Genomic DNA, 15,249 nt, shown 5'->3' on the forward strand with positions numbered 1-15,249 from the left:
ATCGCCGCTTCGCGGTTGATTGCAGAAAGCTAGGTCCAGATCAGCGAAAGCGAGTACATACGTATGAGCAGCATCAGTTTCATCGGCCTCGGCGGCATGACCAACGCAATAGCCGCTCGCGCGGTCAAGGGCGGCAACACTGTTGAGCTCATCGGGCGTGACGCGGCCAAGGCCAAGAGCCTGGCTGCCACTCTCGGCGGCGGGGCCACGGTCGGGACGTTCGGCGCTGTCCCTACGGGCGACATCGTCGTCCTCGCGGTGCCATACACCAGCGCCGTTCAGGTCGCTGCCCAGTACGGGACTGCACTAGCCGGCAAGATCCTCATCGACATCTCAAATACGTTCAACGCCGACGCGACCGGAGTGGTCACTCCCGAGGGTAGTTCCGGTGCGCGGGAGATCGCCAAGGTCGTCCCTGAGAGCGCGCACGTCGTGAAGGCGTTCAACACCGTCTTCGGTCACGTCCTAACTCAGGACGGCTCGTGGGACGTGCTCTTCGCCGGAGACGACGCGGAAGCCAAGGCCACTGTGTCGGCATTCGTCACGACCCTCGGACTCCGTCCGCTCGATGCCGGCGGCCTCGAGATGGCCCGCTGGCTGGAAGGGGTGGGACCGCTGCTGATGGGCCTGGCCCAGAACGGCGCGGGCTTCAACATCGCCCTCGGCATCAACACTCTCAACTGAGCGCAGCCGCGCCCCTATTTTGTCCACCGCATCACTCGCAAGGAGCAGCAACATGCGCGTTCTCGTCACTGGCGGGACCGGCCATTCCGGTTCGCACATCATCCCCGAACTCATCGCCGCCGGGCACGAGGTGACAGGCCTTGCCCGATCGGATGCTTCAGCGGCGGCGCTGTCAGCGCTCGGTGCGACCGTCCGCCGTGGCGACCTACAGGACCTTGACGGGCTCAAAGAGGCAGCGGCTGACTCCGACGGAGTCGTCCACGTCGCTCACCGGCAAGACCTGCTCCCGACGGGCGGGATGGACGCTGTGGCTGCGGCGGAAGTCCCGGTCATGCTCGCCTACGGTGAGGCACTCGCGGGAACGGGAAAGCCACTGGTCGTGGCGGGGAGCGTCGGGTGGCCGGACAGCTAGGCCGTCCGGCCACCGAGGAGGACCCGGCTCTGTTCGTCGACGATGAGCACCGGGGCACCCTGCGGGTGCGCAATGTCGTCGAAACCACCGTTATCGGCCTGGCCGAGCAGGGGGTGCGGTCTTCGGTCGTGAGGATCGCCAATATCGCCCATGGCACGAGCGACCGTGCCGGCTTCCTGCCCATGCTGATCGCGCTGGCAAAGGAGCGGGGCTTCGCCGGCTACCCCGGAGACGGCGCGAACGCCTGGAACGCCGTGCACATCCGCGATGTCGCTCCATTGTTCCGACTGGCGCTGGAAAAAGGTGAGGCCGGCCGATACTGGCACGCGGTCGAAGACGAAGGAATTTCCTTCCGCGAGATCGCCGAGGCCATCGGCAGCCGCCTGAGTTTGCCCGCCGTGAGCATTCCCCTGGACGAACTGATGCTGCCGGGGTACTTCGGATTCATCGCGAACATCGTCACGCAGAGTTACCCGATGTCCAACGTCATCACCCGGGAGGCCCTCGGCTGGGAACCCACACATCCCGGCCTGATCGCCGACTTGGACAACGGCCACTACCTCCCCGAGGGGCGCTCATGACAACCGTGGGAATCATCGGCAGCGGACAGATCGGCACCACTCTCGCCCGGCTCGCGATCGGCGCCGGGCATCGGGTGGTGCTCAGCAACTCGCGCGGCCCCGAAACGCTCGCGGCTACGGTCGCCGAACTCGGGCTACGGGCATCCGCGGCGACGAGCGCGGAGGCCGCGGCGGCCGGCGACATCGTGGTGCTCACGGTGCCAGTCAGCGCGTTCCCGGAGCTCCCCGCCGCAGCCCTCGGAGGTAAGACCGTCATCGACACCTGCAACTACGGCCCCGAGCGCGACGGGCACATCCCCGAGCTCGACGGTACGTCGCTCACCTCGAGCGAACTGCTGCAGCGGTACATGCCGGACGCCCTAATCGTGAAGGCGTTCAACAACATCTTCTACAAGCACCTGCTGTCCCTCGCCCGCCCGGCGGGGGCGGCCGACCGCACGTACCTACCGATCGCCGGCGACTCCGCGCCGGCGAAGGCGGCGGTGACCGAATTCATCGACACCATCGGGTACAGCGTGATCAACGCTGGATCGCTGGCCGACAGCTGGCGGCAGGCGACGGGCACGCCGGTGTGGGCAACCCCGTATGGGCCGACCTCGGTCGAGTCGGGCCGGCCCGCAGTGAGGACGCCATCCGCGCGGCGCTGGCCATCGCAACTCGATAGCCGTGGGCCGGTCTCTCTCCGCTTGTGCCATACGCGGGTTAGTCTAAGTGGATCGGTGCACCGATTATGCAGCACCGCCCCACTTGCTGACCAGGGAGACATATGCGAGCCGACGCCAGAAAGAACTACGATCGCCTGCTCGTGGTCGCGCGCGAAGTCGTGACCGAGCACGGAGCCGATGCATCACTGCGTGACGTCGCCCGCAAAGCGGACGTCGGGCTCGGCACCCTCTACCGTCACTTTCCTACGCGAGAGGCACTGATTGAGGCCTTGCTTCGTACAGACGTCGACGAACTGACGGCTCAGGCGGCCGACCTCGAGTTGTCGGGCACGCCGGAGGATGCGCTACTGACATGGTTCCGCGGCAGCGTTGCGATCACACACGAATACCGGGGTCTCTCGGGACTGCTGGTGGCCGCGCTCGAGGACACCGAATCCGCACTCAATGTCTCGTGCGTTGCGTTGCACGATGCGGGCACTCGGCTTCTCTACCGCGCCCAGGGCGCGGGCGTGGCGCGGGCCGACATCGACGGCACTGACTTGTTCGCGCTAGTCGCAGCGGCTGCGTGGGTCTACGATCAGCCCTCCCTAGCGCCACGCGCGGACCATCTCTTCAGCGTGATGTCGAGCGCAGTCTTACCCAACGAAGCAAGCCATGTCGTCACTCAGGAACGCCCTGGGCCCCCACGCTGACTGCCTTCGGCAGCGAGTTCCGCCACGCCCAACGTTCCGCCCCGAGGCGTCATCAGCGTGTTACAGGTGATGGATGGGGCCTTTGTCCTCGCTGAATCCGTTCAGTGAGGTCTCGCTGATCTTTTCGGGCCATGGATACCCGGGCTGCGATGGGCGTGAGCTGGCGGCCCAGCCCACGCCCAACCCTGGTGGAGAGAACAATGGACCGGCCGACAATGCGCAGCCGCCCGTCCACCGGCTGAGCCCGGGGGCCCGGGGCTCAGCCGGTGAATTCGTTGGCACCGAGGGCGAAGTCCCAGTGGGCGACCCCGTTGCCGGCGAGGCCTACCGTGACCACACCCATTCCTTCCAGCCAGTGCGCCATTTTCAGGCCGCCGACGTCCAGCGGGCGCAGCCCGAGGCTCCCGATGAATGCCGCCACATCCGCCTTGGCGTGCGCATTGTCGCCCGCGATGAAGACGTCGGGCCGGCCCTTCTCCAGGACATTACGGAAGACGGTATTGAATGCCTTCACCACGCTGGCGCTGGCCGGGGCCACCTTGGCGACTTCCTGCGCGATCGAGGTCTCCTCGCTGTGGGCCAGTCCGTCGAACGTGGCGTTGAAGGGGTTGCTGATGTCGACGATGACCTTGCCCGCGAGGGCGTCTCCGTACTCGGCGACGACCGGAACGACTCCGTCGTACAACAGGGCCGTGATGACAATGTCCCCGGCGGGGATGGCGCCCCACGTGCCTGTCGTCGCACCGCCGCCCAGAGCCTTGGCCAGGCCATCGGCCTTGGACTGATCGCGTCCCATGACCTCGACGGTATTGCCGCCCGCCACCGCGAGCGTGCCGATGGTACGGGCCATGTTCCCCGTACCGATTAGGGTGATGCTGCTCATGAGGTGTGCTCTCTTCTTGATCTCGAGGTGTCGCCCTGTCTCATTCGTGCACGTTCCGAGATCAGTTCGTTGTGGCGACGGGGTTGTTGTGGGGTGCGCCCGCGGCATTTCTGGTGCGTGGTTCAGATCACTGTGGTGCCGCCGTCGGCGACCAGCTCCTGGCCGTTGACGTAGCTCGAGTCGTCCGAGGCGAGGAACAACGCGATCGACGCGATCTCTTCCGGGCGGCCCATCTCGCGCCGCGGGATCACAGACGCGAACATCTCTTTCAACTCCGGGCTCAACACATCGCCCATCATCGGCGTGGCGACCGAGCCGGGGGTCAGCACGTTCACCCGGATCTTCCTGTCCCTCAGCTCGGCAACCCACACCCGTGCGAAGGCGGGAAGCACGGCCTTGCTCGCTGCATACACGCTCCAATCGGGGTAGCCCCGGAGTGACGCGTTTGACCCGGTCATGAAGATCGAGCCTCCGTCGCTCAACAACGGCAGCGCCTTCTGGACAGTGAACAGAGTGCCGCGTGCGTTCAGCGTGAAGGCTTCGTCGAACTGCTCCTCGGTGATGTCGCCGAGCTTGCTCTGCGCTCCGCCCCCAGCACTTGCCCATAGCACGTCGATCGTGCCCTTTTCCTGCTTGACCGTCTCGAACAAACGGTCCAGATCATCGAGGTCGGCCGAATCGGCCTGCACGCCGGTCACGTTCCGGCCGATCAGCTTGACGGCTTCGTCCACCGCGTCCTGCCGCCGGCCCGAGATGAAGACGTAAGCGCCTTCATCAACGAACAACTTCGCACCGGCCAGCGCCATCCCACTAGTCGCGCCTGTGATCACCGCAACCTTGCCATCGAGCTTTCCCATGATTACTCCATTCATGTGCTTGCCGATGTTAGGTACACCGATCTGAGTACTTAACGTATCGGGCGGGCGAGCGGGGTGTCAAGCTATGCACACCGATCGGTACCCGATTGAGCTAAGCTGGGCGTATGACAGAGTTTGAGAAGGGGCCGCAAGGCCTGCGCCGCGGCAGGGGCGCACGAGAGCGCATCGTCAGCGCCTCGCAACAACTGTTCCGCGATCAAGGCATCAATTGCACCGGCATGGACCAGCTCTGCGCGGTGGCTCAGGTGTCCAAGCGCACGCTCTACCAGCACTTCACCAGCAAGGACGAGCTGATCGCCGAATGCCTCCGCCAATTTGATCCCGACATCCTGCCCGAAGTCTTCGACAGCACCGACCTCACACCCCGCGAACGACTCCTCGCCGTCTTCGAGATCCACGCGCCCCTGTGCCCGTTCATCTCGGCGGCCGTCGAAATCCCCGACCCTGGCCACCCGGCACGCGTACTCGCAAGTGACTACAAGACGGCATTTGCGGCGCGGCTCACCGATGCCGCCCGCGACGCCGGTGCCGCCAACCCCGAACAGCTCGGCGAGCAACTGGCGCTGCTCCTGGATGGCGCCTCGGCCCGCGGCCGGGTCCTCAACACCGACACCTTCGCCACCGCCGCCGCCATCGCAGTCGCCCTCGTCGACAACGCCATCCCCGCAGCATCGACACTGGCCGCCGCTTCGCTCAGGAACTGACCAGCCTGCAACGCCGCCCAGAACCGCGGCGCCAAACCAGGCCGATACGCCGACGACAACTCCGCAAATCACTCTTCACTGGCTAGGTGTTGCGACCACCGCAAGAACCCAAGGATCGACTTACGTGCAGTGGGGTGACACGTAGCGCTGCGAAAAGGCCGCCATTTATCGCTGCGAATCACAGAGCCAGCCGAGTGGCTGAGAAAGCCGGCCTTGCCGATGTCTCGCTAACGTGTCTCACCATGAATCGTCTCAGCGAGGACGCTCCAGGGACTTTCCGAGTCAGAAGGGGTTAGTAAAGCAGCTTTAGCCCCGGACGCCTTTGCAGGCCTGGAACCTGGTCATTTTCGCCCGGATTCTAGGGGTTTTACCATCAACGACAGGCGATGATTTGTCATTGGTTGTCGCTCATTAAGGTGAGTTAAAGGTGAGTCGATTGCAATTGCTGTCCCCCAGTAATGCCTACGCTCCCCGCGTCCGTCCACCGCCCAGGTCCCGCGGCGTGCCCGCTCGACCGGACGGCTCCGTGACCAGCTCGTGGATGCTGTCATTCGTTCGGGCCGGGCCGTCTCCGAGACTGCTGCCGCGTTCGCGGTGTCCTGGTGGATGGTCCGGGCCGCGCTCAACGAAGCCTGCTTCCTCACCCTTCCGGATGTGGACCGGCTGAGCCCAAGAATGCTGGGTATCGATGAGCACCGGTTCCGGTCCGTGCGCTACTTCCAGGACCCCGAATCGAAGGTCTGGACGCGGTTCGAGCCGTGGATGACCACGATCGTGGACCTGGACACCGGCCAGGTGCTGGGCGTCGTGGACGGCCGGGACCACAGGGGCGTCGGGGAGTGGCTCTCCGCCCGGCCCCTGGCATGGCGTCTGGCCGTGCAGGTCGTGGCGATCGACCCTTCGGCGGCGTTCCGGAAGGCGCTACGGATGTGGCTTCCCCGGACCGCTGTCGCCGTCGATCACTTCCACCTGATCTCCCTGGCCAACCAGGCCGTGACCGAGACACGGCAGAACCTGTCCCAACAGGTCAAGGGCCGCCGGAGAAGGGCCGTCGACAAGGCCTGGGCGCACCGGATGCTTCTCCTGCGCGCTGGCGATACCCTCACGGAGAAGGCCGCCCACCGGCTAGCAGAAGTGTTCGCCGCCGACGATCCGACCGGCACACTCCAGGCAGTCTGGAAGGTCAAGGAACAGCTGCGGGTCTTGCTGCGCACCGGCTCCCTTCAGGACGCCGCGACGGCGAAGAAAGAACTCGAGAAACTGGTCAAGGCAGCCGCACGACCGGAAACGAACATGCTCTACCGCACCGTCTGCCGGTGGTGGAAAGAGATCGAGGTCCTGATCATTACCGGCGCCACGACAGGCAAGGTCGAAGCCAACAACACCGCCATAAAGAACATCAAACGCACCGCCCGCGGTTACCGCAACCCGGCCAATTACAAATCGGTTATTCTCTTGAGAAGTGCCGTCCGGACGGCGGCATGACACTCATCCCGGGAATCCCTTTCCCCACGAACCACCAAGAGCCGTTAAAGGTGAGTCGGTTGCAATCGCCATCACGTCGGCCGGTCGCTGTCCCCACGTTCTGAACCACCGACCGGCCACCCGCAGCCCCCGGTTCCCCCAGGGCGTGGCCGAGATGCCTGACCTTGTCCGGCATCTCGGACGCGGACATTGCGGATCCGCCTTGGGGTCCCTTGTCCGGTATCAGTGTGCGTATTCATCCGGATCGAGCCGGGCCGGCCCTCCGGTGTCGAGGGCATTTATGCGGCGAATTTCTTCGGCGGTCAGCTCGAAATCGAATATGTCGAGGTTCTCCAGCTGCCGTCGCGGGTCTGCGGACTTTGCCACTGTGGCTATGCCTTGTTGTGTATGCCATCTGAGGACAACCTGGCTGGGGGTTTTAGAATGCCTGGCGGCAGCTTCCGTGACGGCAAGGTGGCTGAGGAACGCTCCGCCCCTGCCTAGAGGGCTATAGGACGCCGTGATGATTCGCTTCCCTCTTTGGAGAGCCTGGACGTCAGCGCGCACATGTTCAGGGTCGAGTTGGATCTGGTTGACGTGAGGCGTCAGGCCGGCGTCAAAGAGGCGCTGCAAGTGTGCCGGCTTGAAGTTGGACGTGCCGATCGAGCGGACTTTGCCCTCCCGCAGCAGAGCTTCGAGGCCAATGAAGGCTTCGACGTAGAGGTCCTGTGCGGGGGCCGGCCAGTGGATGAGGAACAGGTCGATGTACTCCACGCCCAGCCGTTTGGCGCTGGCTTCAAATGCCCGTGCTACGCCGCCCCCGCCGTGCCATTCCTTGTTGAATTTTGTGGTGATGAAAACCTCTTCGCGCCGGATTCCGCTGCGCCGCAGGCCCTCGCCGACACCGGCTTCGTTGCCATAGCTTTCGGCGGTGTCGAAGAGCCTGTAGCCGTTGGATACGGCAGTTTTCACGGCGGAGGCTGTGGCATCGTTGTCCATCGGCCAGGTGCCCAGACCCAACAGAGGCATCTGGACGCCGTTGGCGAGTTCGGCTGTTGGAGACGGTGTCATGCGATTACTCCCGATGTCGGGCGTCGCGTCGACGAGGGGCTGGGTTTGAGGTATCCGTCCGGCCTGTTCTCTGGCGGATCAAGCGGCAGCATTTCTGCAGCGACGGTCGTTCCTATGGTCTCCAGGAGCGCCCCCGCATGTGACATGCAGCGGGCGAGATCGGGTTCGATATCTGCCAGCGCAAACGTTCGGATGAATCCGGCTGCCCTGAGCGTCCGGTCAGGGAGGGTCGTCCGTCCGCACACGGCGACTACGGGGATACCCGCCCTGGCGGCTGCCTGGCCGACGCCGAGCGGCGCCTTACCGCCCATGCTCTGATCGTCCAGACTGCCTTCTCCGGTGATGACAAGGGCCGCGCCACGGATCCGGCTATCCAGGTCAACCATCCGTCCTACAACTTCGACGCCGGGCTCGACGCGGGCGGCGAGAACAGCTATGGCCGCATACCCGATACCACCCGCTGCACCGGCGGCGGCATGTTTCGCTGCGGCGACTGCCCGTGAGCCAATTTCCTCCTCGAGGACCTGGACCAGCCGGGTCAGCGCGCGGTCGAGGAGCTCCACTTCGCTGGGAGCGGCCCCCTTTTGGGGCCCGAAAATGGCAGCTGCCCCCTGTTCCCCGAGCAGTGGGTTGTCCACGTCGCTGGCCAGGACGAACCGCGCCTTCCTTAATCTTGGATCCAGGCCGCCCAAATCGATAGCTGCCAGATCCGCCAGCGCGCTTCCACCTTGGCTCAGGGGTTCCCCCCGGGAGTCCAGGAATTTCGCTCCCAGACCGGCGAGAAGTCCTGCTCCCCCGTCGGTGCATGCGCTGCCGCCTGCCCCGATGTATATGAGCGTGCAGCCGTGGTCAAGGGCCTCACGAATCAGCTGCCCGGTCCCCAGACTGGTCGCCCCCAGCGCATCGGGCATCCCGCCGGGAAGGGAGGCCAAACCTGACGCTGCGGCGACCTCAATGACCGCTTCGTGGCCACGGATGGCCAGGGTGGCTTTCACTGGCACACCCGTCGGTCCACTCACGGTGACGACGTGGGCAGTGAATCCGGCAGATACTGCCGCTGCAACCGTGCCTTCTCCCCCGTCGGCAATCGAAATGGAATCCACCGTCAAGTCTGGTCGCCCGGCCATGAGGCCGCTTGTGAGATGCCGGGCGACCTCGTCGGAGGACAGGGAATGTTTGAATTTGTCCGAGGCGATCAGTACACGCACGAGGAGTCCTCTCGGGATTGTCGGGGGAAAGAAAGGGAAGTCAGCGCCACGGCGCATGTGGAGATCTGAGTGAATCGCTCAGTGTTTATGGCTAGCTGATGCCATTGAGTGCGAGCAGGCGGTTCCACCGCTCTGCCGCCAGCCGGGGCTGCTCCAGTGCGCCGGCGGCGTCGGCAAGACGGACGAGTTCGGACAGGTGGGGCAGGCTTCGGGCGGCGTGAAGTCCCCCGATCATGCTGAACGCTGCCTGGTGACCATTAAGCCAGCTCAGGAATGCGACACCGGTTTTGTAGTGGTATGTCGGGGATTCAAAGATCTTCCGCGACAGTTCTTCCGTGGGCCCTAGGATCCGGTGGTAGGAATCGCGGTCTCCGGCATCCAGTGCCTGCAGGGCCGCCGAGGCGGAGGGGCCAAGGGCGGCGAAGGCGCCGAGCAATGCGTTGGAATGGCCGTTGGCGTCGCCGGCGATCAGGTCCACGTAGTTGAAGTCATCGCCGGTAAACATGGTCGCCGTTGCCGGCAGGTGTTCACGGACATGGATTTCCTTGCGGGCGTCCAGCAGGCTCATCTTGATTCCCGAGACCATGTCTGCGTTATCGGCCATGATGTCAAGGGCCGTCGTTGCCGCTTTCTGGAAGTCCGTGGATCCGAAGTAGGCATCCAGGAGTGGGTCGAAGGCGGCCCCGAGCCAGTGCAGTATGACGGGACGGGAGGCCCGGGAAAGTACTTCCGAATAGACACGGCGGTAGTCGGCGGCATCCACTGCAGCTCGTGCCAGGTGGCGGCTGGCCATCAACACCACGCCCGCCCCCTGTTCCTCGGCAAAGTGCAACTGGCTGGCGTAGGCATCGATGACCGCGTCGAGGCCGATGACCTCGTCCTCTACATGGTCGGTGTTGACGCCCACGACAAGTGCGCCGTTGACGCTGCGGGCCTCCGCTGCGCTGCGTTTGATTAACTCGCGGGTGGCCGCCGGATCAAGTCCCATGTTCCGCTGGGCGGTGTCCATGGCGTCTGCGACCCCAAGCCCCCAGGACCACAGGTGGTGACGGTATTGAAGGGTACTGTCCCAGTCGATATCGGCCGGGGCCCCGGGTACGTTGTCTCCCAGCTGCTGCGGGACTACATGTGCCGCGGCATAGGCGGTTCGGCTTTTCAGCGGCTCGGAGGGCTTCGTGTAGGCGGGTGCTTCCCGTAACTCCTGGCGCGTCAGTCCGTGATCGGTAATGAGGAGTGCGCTGCTCATAGTGCAACCCCCCGCAATGATGCAGCACGACGTGCATCCTCAATGATCCGCGATATGGGCAGTTCCGTTGTCATTTCATCTCCAAAGGGGGTAGGTGTGCTGGCCAGCAGCATCGCCGGCCCTGCGGGGAGGACAGCCGGCGCCTGATGCCGCTGCCACGTTCGTTTGCCACCGGGAATGTATCCCAGCGCTTCAGGAATACGGTTGCTGATGAAGTGCGTCCACGGCATGCGCGTCAGTCCGTCAGTATCCAGATGCAGTGTCCTGCAACCCGTGACCGTGTCCACGAGCCAACTCACTTTGCCATCGCCCGTCATGTCATCTACGCGTGAGCAGCCCACCCGACGGGATCCGTGCCGGACGTCGACAAGTTCACCAGGAACAACCTGCGTTCTGAACTTCACGTCATGCCCCTGTACGCCGTCGATTCATGGGTGCCGATACGGCCGATCGCCGCGTTCAAACTGTGCGTCATCTTTTCCCTGAAGTCTTTGATGCTGGTCCCGGGTGCACGCCGGCATGCAGGGCAGTGCGCGGAAGAGCCGGTTAGGCCAGCGAATAGCCGCCATCAACCGGGACGACGGCTCCGGTCACGTAACGGGCAGCGTCGGAGGCCAGGAAGACAACGACGTCGGCGACTTCCGAAGCGGTGCCCAGTCGCTTGAGAGGCAGCCTGGTCATGATCGGCTCGAGAACTTCAGGCTTGGCCAAGTTCTCCTTCGTCATTGGCGTGCTGATGTATCCAGGAGCAACTGCGTTCACGCGCACACCGGCCGGGCCGAGTTCTACGGCCAGACCCCGGCTCAACTGAACTAGGGCCGCCTTTGTCGCTCCGTAAGGGACAATCCGCGGCAGCACCCGGTCAGCAGCCATGGAGGCGATGTTGATAATCGATCCGTTCGCGCGTGCCAGCGGGCCGGCGGCAGCACGGGTGAGGCGGTACGCGGCCGAGAGATTGATATCCAGCAGCCGCTGCCATTCGTCTTCGCCCACGTCGATGGCCTCCTTGCGCAGTTGGACACCGGCGGCGTTCACAAGGACATCCAAGTTCCCTGCCTCGCCAGTGGCCGCATCGATGGCCTTCTGGGCGACTTCGGGGTCCCTGAGGTCCCCCACCATCCACCGGGCGCCCATGGTTTCCGCGGTCTCTTGCACGCGGGGATCCGCATCAATGAGAAGCACATCGGCGGCCAAGTCATGAAAAGCCCCGGCGATGACCGATCCTATCCCTCCGGAAGCCCCCGTAACGACGACTGTGCGGCCTGAAAATTCATTCTGATGGGCGCTCACGAGTGGTCCATTTCTGTCTTCTTGGGTTTGGCTTCGGTGCAGGCAGAGCGCCTGCTTCTCACCAATGACACCATACAAAGTAATCGGTTACAAGAGCCTTGCGGATCGATCGTTTGCAAAATATCCTTGTATTTGTGCATTTAGCCTTGAAAGTACACCACTCTCAGAAACCGGTTACATACTGAAGGAGTCGGTTGATCCAGACGGGAACGCAGCCAATCCCAAAGCGATGATCCTTCCGGAGAGCACCGGCTTAGTCTCAGCACCAACCGAATCCCTGCATCTACCAAAGGGACGACGCCGGGCTGATTCCGGCGGACTCCGCGCCCATATCTAACAAGAGAGAATCAGTGAACTGACGTGAACCTTGATCGCTGCAGCATCAATTCCATTACACTCCGGTCAGCTCGCCTGCAGGAGCTGATCGACATTGCCATCACCCACAACGTGCCCGGACTCGCTCTCTGGCGCGACGCCTATACAGAGTCCGGGGCCGCCGCCGCAGCGAAGAGGCTGCGCAACGCGGGCCTCCGCGTCAGCAGCGTCTGCCGTGGCGGCATGTTTCCCGCACTCACAGCCTCCAGGCGAGCCTCAATCGCCGCCGACAACCGCCGAGCGGTCAACGAAGCGCATGAACTGGACGCCGAATGCCTGGTCATGGTCTGCGGGGCCGCCCCGGACAAGGACCTGACGGGAGCGCGCGAACAGATTGAGAGCGGGCTCCGCGAGCTTGCCCCGTACGCCGCGGAGGCAGGCGTTCGGCTCGCTATCGAACCGATGCACCCAATGATGATCGCAGACAGGTCAGCCATCACCTCGCTCACCGAAGCGAATGACCTGGTGGAGCGCATCGGCGCACCGAACCTCGGAATCGCCTTGGATGCCTATCACGTATGGTGGGACGTATCCATGGCGGCGCAAATTCAGCGGGCCGGCAAGACATTGTTCTCCGTGCAGGTTTGTGACTGGGTCACACCAATCTCTGGCCAGTTGAGCAGCCGCGGCATGCCCGGCGAAGGCGTCATTGACCTGAAGGACTTCGTGTCCCGGGCTGACGGCGCCGGTTACGAGGGACTCATTGAAGTCGAGGTCCTGAGCGACCGTTGGTGGTCAGAACCGCTTGAGAAAGCGACCGAAGCTGCCCTGCGCGGGTTTGCCGAAATATAGAAGTCCACTTGGTGGCGAAGAAGGTTGAGGAGTCAGCATGGCGGAAAGCGTGCGTCAACGGAAGCGACAGGCCGTAAAAACCGGTGTAACCATCAAGATGGTCGCCAAGGAAGCTGGCGTGTCGACCGCAACCGTCTCGAGGGTGCTCTCCCACACAGGATCGGTCGCACCGGATCTGGAAGCGCGGGTAAGGCTCGCCGTCGAGACCCTGGGTTACCAGCCCAACGCGGCCGCCCGCGGCCTGTCCATCGGCTCGTTGCGCAACATCGGCATCATCATGCCCGACATGACGAACCCCTACTTCTTCCACGTGGTTGATCAGATCACCCGCGGGGCAACCGAAGAGGGATATCGAGTACTGCTGGCCAGTTCCTACGGAGATCCCGACCGTGAGCGGGCAACCGCACTTGAGTTGAGGCCGCAGGTGGACGGGCTTGTGTTGCTGTCCTCGCGGATCGACGCGGCGGGGCTCCGGCAGCTGGCTGGCACAGACACCCCTACCGTGCTGGTCAACCGCGTTGAGCAGGGCGTGGACCTTCCTGTCGCCGCCGTGGACAACATGGCCGCAACGATGCAGCTCTGTGGACATCTATTCGGCCTAGGCCACCGAAGGATCGTCTATTTGTCCGGCTCAGCGCTTTCGTGGCAGGACCAAGAGCGGTGGAAGGGCATCCAGCTCGCCCAGCACATGGGGCTTGAAGCAGTGCGGGTGGAGGCTGAAGGAACGATCGAGTCATCCTATGAGGCCGTCGACCGCGCTTTGGAGTCCAAGCCGACGGCCATCGTCGCTTTCAACGATCTGGCAGCGGTGGGCACCCTTTCACGATTGCGCGATCTGGGTATCGACGTCCCGGGGCAGATGTCCGTGACTGGTTTTGATGACATCCCCATCGCGCGCCACGTCCAGCCCCACCTCACAACCGTCCACAGCCCCACCCAGGAGCTCGGCGATCTTGCATGGTCGCTGCTGTCCCAGAGGCTCAGCGGGTCGTCAACGACGGAAGTGCACTACGCGGTCGCTGAGCTCATTTTGCGGGATTCCACCGCCCCTGCAGCGATCCATTCGGTATCGATCCAGTAAGTATTTTCAGGGTTTTTCAGCCCTTCTTCGGCCTTCCAATGAAGAATCTTAAACTTTTACTGGATCGGTCCAGTGAAAGCGTGTAGCATCGTTATTGGTAATTCAAGTCACAGCAGACTTGAGAAGAGAGGCAGCAATGGCACGAGCAACACTTGCGGACGTAAGTCTTCACGCAGGCGTCTCACGTTCCACGGCATCGCTGGTTCTCAACAACAGCCCTGAGATTCCTGAAGCTACCAAGGAACGCGTCCGTGCTTCGATGGCCGAACTTGGCTACGTGTACAACCGCCGGGCAGCGTCCCTCCGCAACCAAAAATCCATGGCACTGGGCCTCGTCGTCACAGAAATCCGGAACCCATACTTTGCGGAACTCGCAATGACTTTGGAGGATGTGGCCTACGCCCACGGCTACGCCCTGTTCGTCTGCTACAGCCGCGATGATGTCAGCAGGCAGGATGCGCTGATCTCCAGACTCCTGGAAAGAGGCATTGACGGATTGGTGCTGCTGCCCGCGGCCGCAACCGAGGCAGAGAACATCGATCAGTTGTTGGAGGCCAGCCGCACGCCCTTGGTCCTGTTGGCCCGGCATTTCGGACTTCAGCATGACTACGTCGGTGCGGACAACCGTCTGGCCGGTGAGCTACTGGGCCGGCACCTTGCCGCCATTGGCACGAAGAACGTGGCAATGATCGGTGGCCCCCGAAGCACATCGGCCAGCCTGGAACGCGCCGAAGGCCTAAGCGCCGGTTTGGCGGATTCGTCCGCCCGGTTCACCCCTCCGCAACGCTACTCAAGCCCCACAACGGCTTCGGGCGGAGCGCAGGCAACCGCGGAACTGCTCGACAGAGGAACGCTCCCCGACGCCATCGTCGCTTTCAGCGACGTGACCGCGACTGGCGTCTACGCCGAGCTCAATGCCAGGGGTCTCGAACCCGGACGGGATGTAGCCGTCGCAGGGTTTGATGACATTCCCGGGTCCGCGCACCAGGTCCCGCCGCTGACAACGGTGGCGACCTTCCCGGCCACCATCGGCGAAAAGTGCGCCGAACTTATCTTGCAACGAATCACCGACGCCCGGCCCTCACAGCGGGACAAGGAACAAACTCTTCCGCACATTCTGGTCACCCCGGAACTGCGGATCCGCGCCTCGACTGCGTCGTGGCGACCCCGGAACACCTCGAACTAACTCTCTTACTGCCGACCGAGTCGGCTTCACAGCACCC

Annotated in this window: 15 protein-coding genes and 1 pseudogene; 10 read left to right on the plus strand and 6 right to left on the minus strand. The window is 63.6% G+C overall.

Going from position 1 to position 15,249, the window contains the following annotated elements:
* Positions 1–63 precede the first annotated feature (63 nt).
* Genes AC3ANQ_RS19065 through AC3ANQ_RS19085 form a run of 5 tightly spaced genes read left to right on the plus strand, consistent with a single transcriptional unit; the run spans position 64 to position 3,034 of the window.
* Positions 64–684 (plus strand): NADPH-dependent F420 reductase, encoded by a 621-nt coding sequence (locus tag AC3ANQ_RS19065; RefSeq protein ID WP_488302484.1) that lies wholly within the window; start codon positions 64–66, stop codon positions 682–684.
* Between the two features lie 52 nt (positions 685–736).
* Positions 737–1,096: an NAD(P)H-binding protein gene (locus AC3ANQ_RS19070; protein ID WP_488302485.1), complete on the plus strand. Its 360-nt coding sequence runs from the start codon at positions 737–739 to the stop codon at positions 1,094–1,096.
* Positions 1,081–1,677: a Rossmann-fold NAD(P)-binding domain-containing protein gene (locus AC3ANQ_RS19075; protein ID WP_488302486.1), complete on the plus strand. Its 597-nt coding sequence runs from the start codon at positions 1,081–1,083 to the stop codon at positions 1,675–1,677. Before AC3ANQ_RS19070 ends, AC3ANQ_RS19075 begins: the two co-directional genes overlap by 16 nt.
* Entirely contained in the window at positions 1,674–2,504 is an 831-nt protein-coding gene (locus AC3ANQ_RS19080; protein WP_488302487.1) for an NADPH-dependent F420 reductase, read from the plus strand. The genes AC3ANQ_RS19075 and AC3ANQ_RS19080 overlap by 4 nt, the downstream gene beginning before the upstream one ends.
* Complete coding sequence (locus AC3ANQ_RS19085; protein ID WP_488302488.1) at positions 2,444–3,034, plus strand: TetR/AcrR family transcriptional regulator; 591 nt, start codon at positions 2,444–2,446, stop codon at positions 3,032–3,034. The genes AC3ANQ_RS19080 and AC3ANQ_RS19085 overlap by 61 nt, the downstream gene beginning before the upstream one ends.
* A 259-nt stretch (positions 3,035–3,293) precedes the next feature.
* On the opposite strand, the gene AC3ANQ_RS19090 is transcribed toward AC3ANQ_RS19085, so the two are convergent.
* Together AC3ANQ_RS19090 and AC3ANQ_RS19095 are read right to left on the minus strand one after the other, a co-directional pair.
* A complete protein-coding gene (locus tag AC3ANQ_RS19090; protein ID WP_488302489.1) occupies positions 3,294–3,917 on the minus strand; it encodes an NADPH-dependent F420 reductase in 624 nt (207 codons plus the stop codon).
* A 122-nt stretch (positions 3,918–4,039) separates the two neighbouring features.
* On the minus strand, positions 4,040–4,774 hold the full coding sequence (locus tag AC3ANQ_RS19095; protein WP_488302490.1) for an SDR family NAD(P)-dependent oxidoreductase: 735 nt from the start codon (positions 4,772–4,774) through the stop codon (positions 4,040–4,042).
* 125 nt (positions 4,775–4,899) lie between these two features.
* On the opposite strand from AC3ANQ_RS19095, the gene AC3ANQ_RS19100 reads away from it, so the two are divergent.
* Both AC3ANQ_RS19100 and AC3ANQ_RS19105 read left to right on the plus strand, forming a co-directional pair.
* Positions 4,900–5,499 (plus strand): TetR/AcrR family transcriptional regulator, encoded by a 600-nt coding sequence (locus tag AC3ANQ_RS19100; RefSeq protein ID WP_488302491.1) that lies wholly within the window; start codon positions 4,900–4,902, stop codon positions 5,497–5,499.
* A gap of 486 nt (positions 5,500–5,985) precedes the next feature.
* Positions 5,986–6,984 (plus strand): annotated as a pseudogene (locus AC3ANQ_RS19105) (ISL3 family transposase); the annotation flags it as partial.
* A 222-nt stretch (positions 6,985–7,206) separates the two neighbouring features.
* Here AC3ANQ_RS19105 and AC3ANQ_RS19110 read toward each other — a convergent pair.
* From AC3ANQ_RS19110 to AC3ANQ_RS19125, 4 genes are all read right to left on the minus strand, one after another.
* Positions 7,207–8,034: an aldo/keto reductase gene (locus AC3ANQ_RS19110; protein WP_488302492.1), complete on the minus strand. Its 828-nt coding sequence runs from the start codon at positions 8,032–8,034 to the stop codon at positions 7,207–7,209.
* Positions 8,031–9,242: a glycerate kinase gene (locus AC3ANQ_RS19115; RefSeq protein WP_488302493.1), complete on the minus strand. Its 1,212-nt coding sequence runs from the start codon at positions 9,240–9,242 to the stop codon at positions 8,031–8,033. The genes AC3ANQ_RS19110 and AC3ANQ_RS19115 overlap by 4 nt, the downstream gene beginning before the upstream one ends.
* 91 nt (positions 9,243–9,333) lie before the next feature.
* Entirely contained in the window at positions 9,334–10,488 is a 1,155-nt protein-coding gene (locus tag AC3ANQ_RS19120; RefSeq protein WP_488302494.1) for a dihydrodipicolinate synthase family protein, read from the minus strand.
* A gap of 546 nt (positions 10,489–11,034) precedes the next feature.
* Positions 11,035–11,778, minus strand: a complete 744-nt coding sequence (locus AC3ANQ_RS19125; protein ID WP_488302495.1) for an SDR family NAD(P)-dependent oxidoreductase — start codon at positions 11,776–11,778, stop codon at positions 11,035–11,037.
* A gap of 360 nt (positions 11,779–12,138) precedes the next feature.
* On the opposite strand from AC3ANQ_RS19125, the gene AC3ANQ_RS19130 reads away from it, so the two are divergent.
* The 3 genes from AC3ANQ_RS19130 to AC3ANQ_RS19140 all read left to right on the plus strand — a co-directional run bounded on the left by AC3ANQ_RS19130 (position 12,139) and on the right by AC3ANQ_RS19140 (position 15,212).
* The gene (locus AC3ANQ_RS19130; RefSeq protein WP_488302496.1) at positions 12,139–12,945 is read left to right on the plus strand and encodes a sugar phosphate isomerase/epimerase family protein; all 807 of its coding nucleotides are present in this window, start codon (positions 12,139–12,141) and stop codon (positions 12,943–12,945) included.
* 97 nt (positions 12,946–13,042) lie between these two features.
* Entirely contained in the window at positions 13,043–14,026 is a 984-nt protein-coding gene (locus AC3ANQ_RS19135; RefSeq protein WP_488305372.1) for a LacI family DNA-binding transcriptional regulator, read from the plus strand.
* Between the two features lie 136 nt (positions 14,027–14,162).
* On the plus strand, positions 14,163–15,212 hold the full coding sequence (locus AC3ANQ_RS19140; RefSeq protein ID WP_488302497.1) for a LacI family DNA-binding transcriptional regulator: 1,050 nt from the start codon (positions 14,163–14,165) through the stop codon (positions 15,210–15,212).
* The last annotated feature ends 37 nt before the right edge of the window (positions 15,213–15,249 follow it).

The sequence above is a fragment of the Arthrobacter sp. DMZ02-1R genome, assembly GCF_057747935.1.

What these genes read in the sequence shown, in the direction of transcription:
- AC3ANQ_RS19065 (WP_488302484.1), top strand. Translation starts at nt 64, where the DNA reads ATGAGCAGCATCAGTTTCATCGGCCTCGGCGGCATGACCAACGCAATA.
- AC3ANQ_RS19070 (WP_488302485.1), top strand. Translation starts at nt 737, where the DNA reads ATGCGCGTTCTCGTCACTGGCGGGACCGGCCATTCCGGTTCGCACATC.
- AC3ANQ_RS19080 (WP_488302487.1), top strand. Translation starts at nt 1,674, where the DNA reads ATGACAACCGTGGGAATCATCGGCAGCGGACAGATCGGCACCACTCTC.
- AC3ANQ_RS19085 (WP_488302488.1), top strand. Translation starts at nt 2,444, where the DNA reads ATGCGAGCCGACGCCAGAAAGAACTACGATCGCCTGCTCGTGGTCGCG.
- AC3ANQ_RS19090 (WP_488302489.1), bottom strand. Translation starts at nt 3,917, where the DNA reads ATGAGCAGCATCACCCTAATCGGTACGGGGAACATGGCCCGTACCATC.
- AC3ANQ_RS19095 (WP_488302490.1), bottom strand. Translation starts at nt 4,774, where the DNA reads ATGGGAAAGCTCGATGGCAAGGTTGCGGTGATCACAGGCGCGACTAGT.
- AC3ANQ_RS19100 (WP_488302491.1), top strand. Translation starts at nt 4,900, where the DNA reads ATGACAGAGTTTGAGAAGGGGCCGCAAGGCCTGCGCCGCGGCAGGGGC.
- AC3ANQ_RS19110 (WP_488302492.1), bottom strand. Translation starts at nt 8,034, where the DNA reads ATGACACCGTCTCCAACAGCCGAACTCGCCAACGGCGTCCAGATGCCT.
- AC3ANQ_RS19120 (WP_488302494.1), bottom strand. Translation starts at nt 10,488, where the DNA reads ATGAGCAGCGCACTCCTCATTACCGATCACGGACTGACGCGCCAGGAG.
- AC3ANQ_RS19135 (WP_488305372.1), top strand. Translation starts at nt 13,043, where the DNA reads ATGGTCGCCAAGGAAGCTGGCGTGTCGACCGCAACCGTCTCGAGGGTG.
- AC3ANQ_RS19140 (WP_488302497.1), top strand. Translation starts at nt 14,163, where the DNA reads ATGGCACGAGCAACACTTGCGGACGTAAGTCTTCACGCAGGCGTCTCA.